Origin of the sequence: Streptomyces sp. CB01635 (genome assembly GCF_002803065.1) — a bacterium.
Classification (GTDB): Bacteria; Actinomycetota; Actinomycetes; order Streptomycetales; family Streptomycetaceae; genus Streptomyces.
Map to the genome: position 1 here is coordinate 1 of NZ_NNBL01000056.1, position 6,934 is coordinate 6,934.

The window sequence follows — 6,934 nt, forward strand, 5'->3', positions numbered from 1 at the left end:
AGAGATCCTCGACTCACTCGCCCGCTTCTGCCGACGAATCTCCGGCGCAGGACACTAGAAGGCAGGCAACGGGCCCTGGTGACCCACCGGACAGACCCTCACCACCGATGCCCTTCACTACTCCAGCGTCAGCGCGCTGCACGCACACCCTTCCTCGCCAGGCAGAAGACTCCTGACACCTATGCCCTGGTCATCCCGTCCCTTCCGCAGTAACGCCCGGCTGCGGCCGGGTTCGCGTGCCCCAGCGGGCAAGAGAGGGGCCGACAGCGCCCAGCGCCGCGAAGAACAACGCCAACATCAGCCAGCCCGCCGCCCCGAGGCCGAGCACCACCGTGGTGAGGATCGCGGGGGCAAGAGCCTGGCCCGCGCTGAAGCCGAGGCCGAGGACACCTTGGTACTGACCCTGGGCATGGTCGGGGGCAAGACCGAAACCCAGGGCGAAGCCCGCCGAGGACTCCCAAACCTCTCCCAGGCTATGGACGAAGATCGCTGCCAGGACCAGTCCCGCCGCCGCCCAGACAGGGGTGTACGCCGCCAGCGCCATCATCGGGCAGCTGACGAGGAAAAGCAGCCCCGCAGTGCGAAACGCCCTGCCACCGTCGTGCAGGGTTTCGATACGGGAGCCGATCCTGGTCTGCATCAGCACGCAGAAGGCGGCATTGACGGCGAACAGTGCGGCCACCGTCCAGCGCGGCACTTCGGTGTGCTCGGAGATCCAGATCGGCAGGAGCAGGGAGACCACCGGGTATTGCAGCCCCATGGCCCCGTAGAGGGCGGTGAACGTCAGGAACGGGCGGTCCGTGAAAGCGAGCCAGCGACGCCGTTGCGGCGGCGCTGCCAGCACCGGATAGCGGGGCAGCAGAAGCAGAAACACCGCGCACAGGGCGAAGCTCGCCGCGTTGCCGAGGATCAGCGTGACATAGGCGCCACGGGTGTCCGCGGCCAGCGCCAGCCCGGCACCCACCGTCCCGAGAAAGACGCCCAGGTTGACGAAGGTGCGCAACCTCGCCCGGAACAGGGCAGGGCGATCACCCCCCACCCGGACCACCAGAGCGCCCCAGGCCGCCCCACCAGCCGCCGCGGCCATCTGATCGACCGTAGCGATAATCGTGAGCGCACCCCAGCTCTCGACGACGAGGAGGGCCGCCATCGACATCGCCTGGACCGTCAGGGCCAGCATCATGATCGAGCGCGCCCCGCGCCGGTCGGCGAGATGCCCTCCGGGGATCCCCGTGCACAAGCCGATCACTCCGCCGATGGTGAGCGCGGCGCCGACCTGCACCGCGGGCAGGCCCACCACCAAGGTGAAATAGAGCGCCGCCGCCGCGTTGAACAGACCGTTGCCGACCCGGTTGACGAAACTGGCGCCGATCAGCACGCGCTCCGGCCCGTTGTCCCCTGCCATGCGGCCTATTCGGCCTGCCAGGCCGCCCTTGATCACGGACGGCAGGCTAGCAGCGGCCGCAGAACCCGCCGCAGTCGTACCAAGATCGCGTGCCCCAACCGCGAGGCGGGCCCCGACGAATGCTCCATCCCGAAGGCCGTGTCGGCAAATGAAGGCACCCTCAAGTGACCTGCGCGGTCGCGGCATCGGGCTCGCCCCAAGTGGCCGACCTGGTGAAGCGCAGCTCCTTGCCGTCGTTCGGCTGCTGCCCACCCTGCGGCGGTGCAGGCTTAAGCAGACACCCAGCCAGCCCCGGCGCGGGGCTGGTTGCGTGCCGAGGTGGAGGCGTGCGCAGCAAGGGATGGACTGGGCGCCCCTCCCTTACCATGCAGGCGTGATCAAACCCATTGAACTCTTGATATTTGACTGTGACGGCGTTCTGGTGGACAGCGAGCGCATCGCAGTACGCGTGGACGCGAGGAGCCTGGCGTTGCTCGGCTGGCCGCTCAGCGAGGGTGAGATCGTCGAACGCTTTGTAGGCCGCTCACACGCAGACATGATCACCGAGGTCGAGAAGCACCTCGGCTACCGGCTCCGGGACGGGTGGGAGGCGGAGCAGCACCGGCTGTACCGTCAGGCCATGGAAGCCGAACTCACCGCCGTCGACGGCGTGGTGGAGGCCCTCGACGAAATCCAGTTGCCCACCTGTGTAGCCTCCAGCAGTACGCATGCCAGTCTTCGCCACACTCTGGGTCTGACCGGGCTGTACCCGCGCTTCGAAGGTCGCATCTACAGCGCGGCGGAAGTGGCCCACGGCAAGCCGGCACCTGACCTCTTCCTCCACGCGGCACGGCGAATGGGATTCGACCCTGGGGTCTGCGCCGTGGTCGAGGACAGCCGCTATGGTGTGCAGGCTGCCCGCGCCGCTGGCATGCGGGTGTTCGGCTACTGCGGTGGGCTCACCCCGGCACAGTGGCTGCACGGACCGGGCACAGTGGTCTTTGATGACATGCGTAACCTGCCGGCTCTCCTCTCCCAGGCGTGATCGTCGGATGTTGATCACGGGCTGCGGCCGCACGACCTCGAGGCCGCGGTTACTGACCGCATCCTCGGCTGGCTCACCCGGATGATCACCGGCCCGCTCGTGCTCTGACCAGGAGGGTTCACCGGTTGGCGTGCACACCGTAGCCTCCCTCCATGGGTGGAGGAGAGGTTCGGGTCGTCGTGCGCAAGTTCGACGGCAGTCTGCACTGGCACCACACCATGGTGCGGCTGGGACAGGACGAGTACGGGGTCTGGCTCGGTGAGTCGATCGGGACGATCTACGGCAAGGGCGAACAGTCCGAGGTCTACGCCACTCAAGAGCCACGCGTCATGCCTATTCCCCGTGACGCCTGGTGGACGGCCATGTTCCAGGAGGCACCTGCGCAGCTGGATGTGTACTGCGACGTCACCACGCCGCCAAAGTGGGTACACACGGGTGAAGTCACCACGGTCGACCTGGACCTGGACGTCTGCCGGACACGTGCAGACGGATCCGTCCACATCGCCGATGAGGATGAGTTCGCCACCCATCAGAGCCGCTACGGCTACCCGCAGCACGTCATCAGCCACGCAGAGAACACCGCGGAGTGGCTGTCAGCAGCGCTGCGCGACGGCACCGAACCATTCGCTACCCGCTACCGCGCGTGGCTTGCCCAAGTCCGTTGAGCTCAGCAGACCTGATGCGGCACCACAACCGCACTTCACACCAGCGTCTGTGGACGATCACGTAATTCCCCGCAGCTAGAGATCCTCAACCGTGCGGGTTACGGCGGTTGGATGTGCCTGAGCGCCTCGACGGCGCGGGTGAGTCGATGGGTCTTGACGTCGAGTAGCGGCTCTGTGCGCTGGTATGTCAGTGGCGCCGGTTATGTTGCCGAGCATGACAAGTTGGATCGACTGCGGAGTCATAGCGTGGATAGACGAAAAGCGGTACGGGGAAGACGAAACCGTCCTGGTCTACTTCAAGGGGACCAGCCTGGCCGCCATGGCCGAAGGTCTGTCCGCACAGCATCGGCCGCCGTTCGCCTACGGCAACGACACGGCACCCGGCGGCTGGGGCGTGATCGTGCACCACATGTTCAACCCTTCCCGTGACGACTACGACGGGATCGACTATCGCGAGCTGTGCCCCCAGGGCGCTGAGCTGATGGTGTTCGTTCCCAACCCGTGCATTGCCAAGGCCCACGGACCCAAGGGGTACCACTACAAGGACGGCCAGATATCGTCCTGCATCGACTACGAAGGCCCCGACTGCGTCGGAGAGTACTGGCCCAACAAGTTGGCCCCCCTCATCACGGCGGCCGGACTGGACCATCAGAACGAGATCTACGAGGAGCAGCTGACCCAGCTGATCTGTGACCATCTGGGGCTGCCCGCACTGGATCGCGACACCATCACGGTGGACCGGGACCTGGTGGCCTCCTACCTCTAGGCGATCTTTACCGAGGTTACAGAGGTTCGAGGTCGAGCCCGGTTTCGGCGATGAGGCCCTCGATGAGGCGGGGTCGCTACTGCATCCGCTTCAGCCGCGTCTTCACCAGCGCGTGAGCTGGTCGAGGCTGTGTTTGGTGAGGTTGGCCAGCAACCGCTTCAGGTGTGACCACACACCCTCGACCGGGTTGAACTCTGGGGCGTACGGCGGCAACTGGTAGACGGTCAGCCATGACCGGGCATCGATCAGCTGCCGCATGGTGCGGCTGACGTTGTAGGCGGTCACGTATTTCGGCTCTGGCGCTGATCTTGTGACGGTCACAGCTGGCAGACATTAGGGATGCCCAGTGGTGGTCGAGGATGATGCGGGGATGACTGATCAGGGCTCCGCCGTCATTCCGGCGCTGGTATTCGATGAGGAGCACGTATCTGTGCTCGTCGGTAGCTCGGTGAGCGCCGGGCGCTTCATGGTGGGGGGCGCCAGCATCGTCATAGGCCAGGCGGGGATGGTGATCATCGTGGAAGCGAGTGACGCACCCGCCAGGAGCGGTGTGTGGAGCGCTGAGGAGGTCCGTCTGATCGGGCCCGCACCAGCCCCGGTCGCAGAGCGACTGATGGGGTCACTGTTGGGCACAGACGGACGTTCGTTGCCCATCCACATCGCGGTCCGTCTCGAAGAAGAGGTCCTGGACCTGGGCACTGCCAAGGTGAGCCAGGCCAGCACATCCGACGGCGTTCTCATCAACTGCGAACTGCGCTTTGAAGCACCCTTGAGTCGACAACTCCTCAACCGTGTACGCCCACCACTTCCCCCCCGTGGACCTGCCGGGCCTCGAGTGGCTCAGGAATGTGAACGGTGACCGTGCGGCAGCGCTGGAACAGTTCGTCACCGGCTGGTACCCCGCCGCAGGCGCCACTGAACCACCTGCCACCTGCGCTCCGTCGCGCCTGCCTGCTGGACTGAGGCAGCTGTACCGGCTCGCGAAGCAGCGGTCGGGTGCCCTCGGAACCCAGAACCGCATCCTGCCCGAGCCAGACCTGCACACCGACCATCTCGGGGAGATGCTCGTCTTTGGCGTCGAGAACCAAGGAGGCTTCCTCTGGTCGCTCCTGTGGACGCTAGACGGACCTGAGGCCGATCCGACTGTCTGGTTCCGTGAATTCGACGAGGAACCGATCGCCGAACAGGAACCGCTCAGCGGCTTCCTGATCCAGTTCTCCCTCTTCGAGGCCTCCATGGGCGCCGACTACCTGGCCTTGCCGCGCAGGCTCACGGCAACACAGGTCGCTCAACTCACCCAAGCACTGCACCCTGTACCCCTGCGCCCCTTCTGGCCCTGGGCACCCACCCACTTCTACGTGGCCCCTGGCCTCGTGGTGCACGTCAGCAACGAGGTCGGCGAAGAATTCGATGTCTGGGCCGGCGCCACCCACCGAAGCGCCCTGGAACCGCTGGCCGACCTCCCCGTCGACTGGACCCGCTTCGACGGCTGACGTCACAAGATCAGCGACAGAGCCCGTATTCCCCCAGGGCAAGCGTCACGTAATTCCCCACCCGCTCGCGTCGGCGGTCAGTTGGTCGGAGACTGCCGGTCTCGTCGCCATGTGTCAGTGTCTCCTGCCAGAATGCGCGGATGACCTCACCAGACCGCCAGCTCACCACCCCTGACGACCAGTCACGTGGCCACCTTCTGGAGCTGGTCGGCGCAATCGAACCGTGGGACGACCTGGAGCGTACCCATCTGAAGACCGCTACGCAGTGGATTGCTGGCGGAGCCCCGGTCTACAGGGTGCGCAAGCCGGATGTTCCGGCGAGGCACTTGGTGAGCTACTTCGTCGTCCTCGACGAATCGTGTGGGCAACTGCTGCTCGTCGCGCACCGCAAGGCGGGCCTGTGGCTGCCGGCCGGAGGACACGTCGAGCCGGGCGAGGACCCGTGGGCCGCGGTGGCCCGCGAATGCCGCGAGGAACTGGGCATCGAGGCCGTAGCGTCGCCGATCACGGGGGAGCATCCCCTCTTCCTCACCGTCACCGAAACGCGGGGGCAGGGCGCACACACTGACGTCTCGCTCTGGTACCTCCTCACCGCCGACGCTGACACCATCACCTCCTACGACCAGGGCGAGTTCAACGCGATCCGGTGGCTGACCGACGAGCAGGTGCTCGAGGAGTCGGACGAGCTGCTCGACCCCCACATGCACCGCTTCACCCACAAGCTGCAGCACGCCCGGGCCGGAAGGCATTGCGGGTAGCCTCCCCCCGGCCGTCCACAGTGCTGTACGCCCCGGCCACGACGGCACAAGGCCGACAACGACACCAGCACCGCTCCAGTCCGCACCCGGTGCAGAATCCCGTCGATCACCTGCCGGTGATCCCTCCACCTGCCACAACGCCTGTTGCTGACCGGCAGGAACGGCGTAGCCGTTCCCACTCGGCATCACTCAGATCTCCCCGCCCCATGCCCGCCACAACGAAATCGGCATGCCGCGGAAACGTCCGTCTTACGCTATCGGTCATGCCCATTCACAACCCGTCGTTCACTGTCAACGACGATGTCGAGGTGCCCCATCCCGCCTCAGGCGAGGTCTGGACAGTCGGCGCCGTCATCCTCAACCTGGACGGCCAGGCCTTCGCCCAAAAGCGGAGCCCAGACCGTCGCCTGTTTCCCGATACCTGGGACATCGTGGGTGGTCACCTCGAGGCTGGGGAAACGGTCCTGGAGGCCCTCGCACGCGAGGTTGAGGAGGAGACCGGCTGGCGCCTGACCCACGTGCGGCGGTTCCTTGGCACCACAACCTGGACGGGGGACGACGGCGGTGGACTCCGTCACGAGGCGGACTATCTCATCGAGGTCGACGGCGACTTGGACCACCCCACTCTGGAATGGTCCAAGCACTCTGCCTACGACTGGTTCAACCCCGACAACCTCTCCGTCCTCAAAGAGAACCGCAGACCCGGGGAGTTCTTGATCCACGACCTCATCGCACGAGCCATCGAAGATCGCCCGGACAAGTCCTAGTGTCCTGCGCCGGAGATCCGTCGTTAGTTTGTGTATGACTGCTTCTTCAGATGTGC

Annotated in this window: 8 protein-coding genes and 2 pseudogenes; 7 read left to right on the forward strand and 3 right to left on the reverse strand. The window is 65.7% G+C overall.

All coding sequences use genetic code 11. The features are described 5' to 3' along the window. Window positions 1-190: 190 nt before the first annotated feature. Complete coding sequence (locus tag CG723_RS45735; protein ID WP_234374902.1) at window positions 191-1,441, reverse strand: MFS transporter; 1,251 nt, start codon at window positions 1,439-1,441, stop codon at window positions 191-193. Window positions 1,442-1,778: 337 nt separating this feature from the next. Between CG723_RS45735 and CG723_RS45740 the strand changes: the two genes are divergently transcribed. The 3 genes from CG723_RS45740 to CG723_RS45750 all read left to right on the forward strand — a co-directional run bounded on the left by CG723_RS45740 (window position 1,779) and on the right by CG723_RS45750 (window position 3,860). After that, complete coding sequence (locus tag CG723_RS45740) at window positions 1,779-2,429, forward strand: HAD family hydrolase (protein ID WP_100599472.1); 651 nt, start codon at window positions 1,779-1,781, stop codon at window positions 2,427-2,429. Between the two features lie 179 nt (window positions 2,430-2,608). Beyond that, complete coding sequence (locus CG723_RS45745; RefSeq protein ID WP_234374903.1) at window positions 2,609-3,094, forward strand: DUF402 domain-containing protein; 486 nt, start codon at window positions 2,609-2,611, stop codon at window positions 3,092-3,094. A gap of 214 nt (window positions 3,095-3,308) precedes the next feature. Further along, window positions 3,309-3,860, forward strand: a complete 552-nt coding sequence (locus tag CG723_RS45750) for a hypothetical protein (RefSeq protein ID WP_234374904.1) — start codon at window positions 3,309-3,311, stop codon at window positions 3,858-3,860. Between the two features lie 76 nt (window positions 3,861-3,936). On the opposite strand, the pseudogene CG723_RS45755 reads toward CG723_RS45750, so the two are convergent. Then, window positions 3,937-4,133, reverse strand: a pseudogene (locus CG723_RS45755) (transposase); the annotation flags it as partial. 73 nt (window positions 4,134-4,206) lie between these two features. Here CG723_RS45755 and CG723_RS46750 point away from each other — a divergent pair. The 3 genes from CG723_RS46750 to CG723_RS45765 all read left to right on the forward strand — a co-directional run bounded on the left by CG723_RS46750 (window position 4,207) and on the right by CG723_RS45765 (window position 6,111). Then, the gene (locus CG723_RS46750; RefSeq protein ID WP_159032741.1) at window positions 4,207-4,719 is read left to right on the forward strand and encodes a hypothetical protein; all 513 of its coding nucleotides are present in this window, start codon (window positions 4,207-4,209) and stop codon (window positions 4,717-4,719) included. Then, window positions 4,709-5,353, forward strand: a complete 645-nt coding sequence (locus tag CG723_RS45760; RefSeq protein WP_159032742.1) for a hypothetical protein — start codon at window positions 4,709-4,711, stop codon at window positions 5,351-5,353. Before CG723_RS46750 ends, CG723_RS45760 begins: the two co-directional genes overlap by 11 nt. A 140-nt stretch (window positions 5,354-5,493) precedes the next feature. Beyond that, window positions 5,494-6,111 carry an NUDIX hydrolase gene (locus CG723_RS45765; RefSeq protein ID WP_100599470.1) on the forward strand — a complete coding sequence of 206 codons (618 nt, stop codon included), beginning with the start codon at window positions 5,494-5,496 and terminating at the stop codon, window positions 6,109-6,111. A 74-nt stretch (window positions 6,112-6,185) separates the two neighbouring features. Here CG723_RS45765 and CG723_RS48600 read toward each other — a convergent pair. After that, window positions 6,186-6,319, reverse strand: a pseudogene (locus tag CG723_RS48600) (transposase); the annotation flags it as partial. A 55-nt stretch (window positions 6,320-6,374) separates the two neighbouring features. Between CG723_RS48600 and CG723_RS45770 the strand changes: the two are divergent. Further along, window positions 6,375-6,878, forward strand: a complete 504-nt coding sequence (locus tag CG723_RS45770; protein WP_100599471.1) for an NUDIX hydrolase — start codon at window positions 6,375-6,377, stop codon at window positions 6,876-6,878. Window positions 6,879-6,934 lie beyond the last annotated feature (56 nt).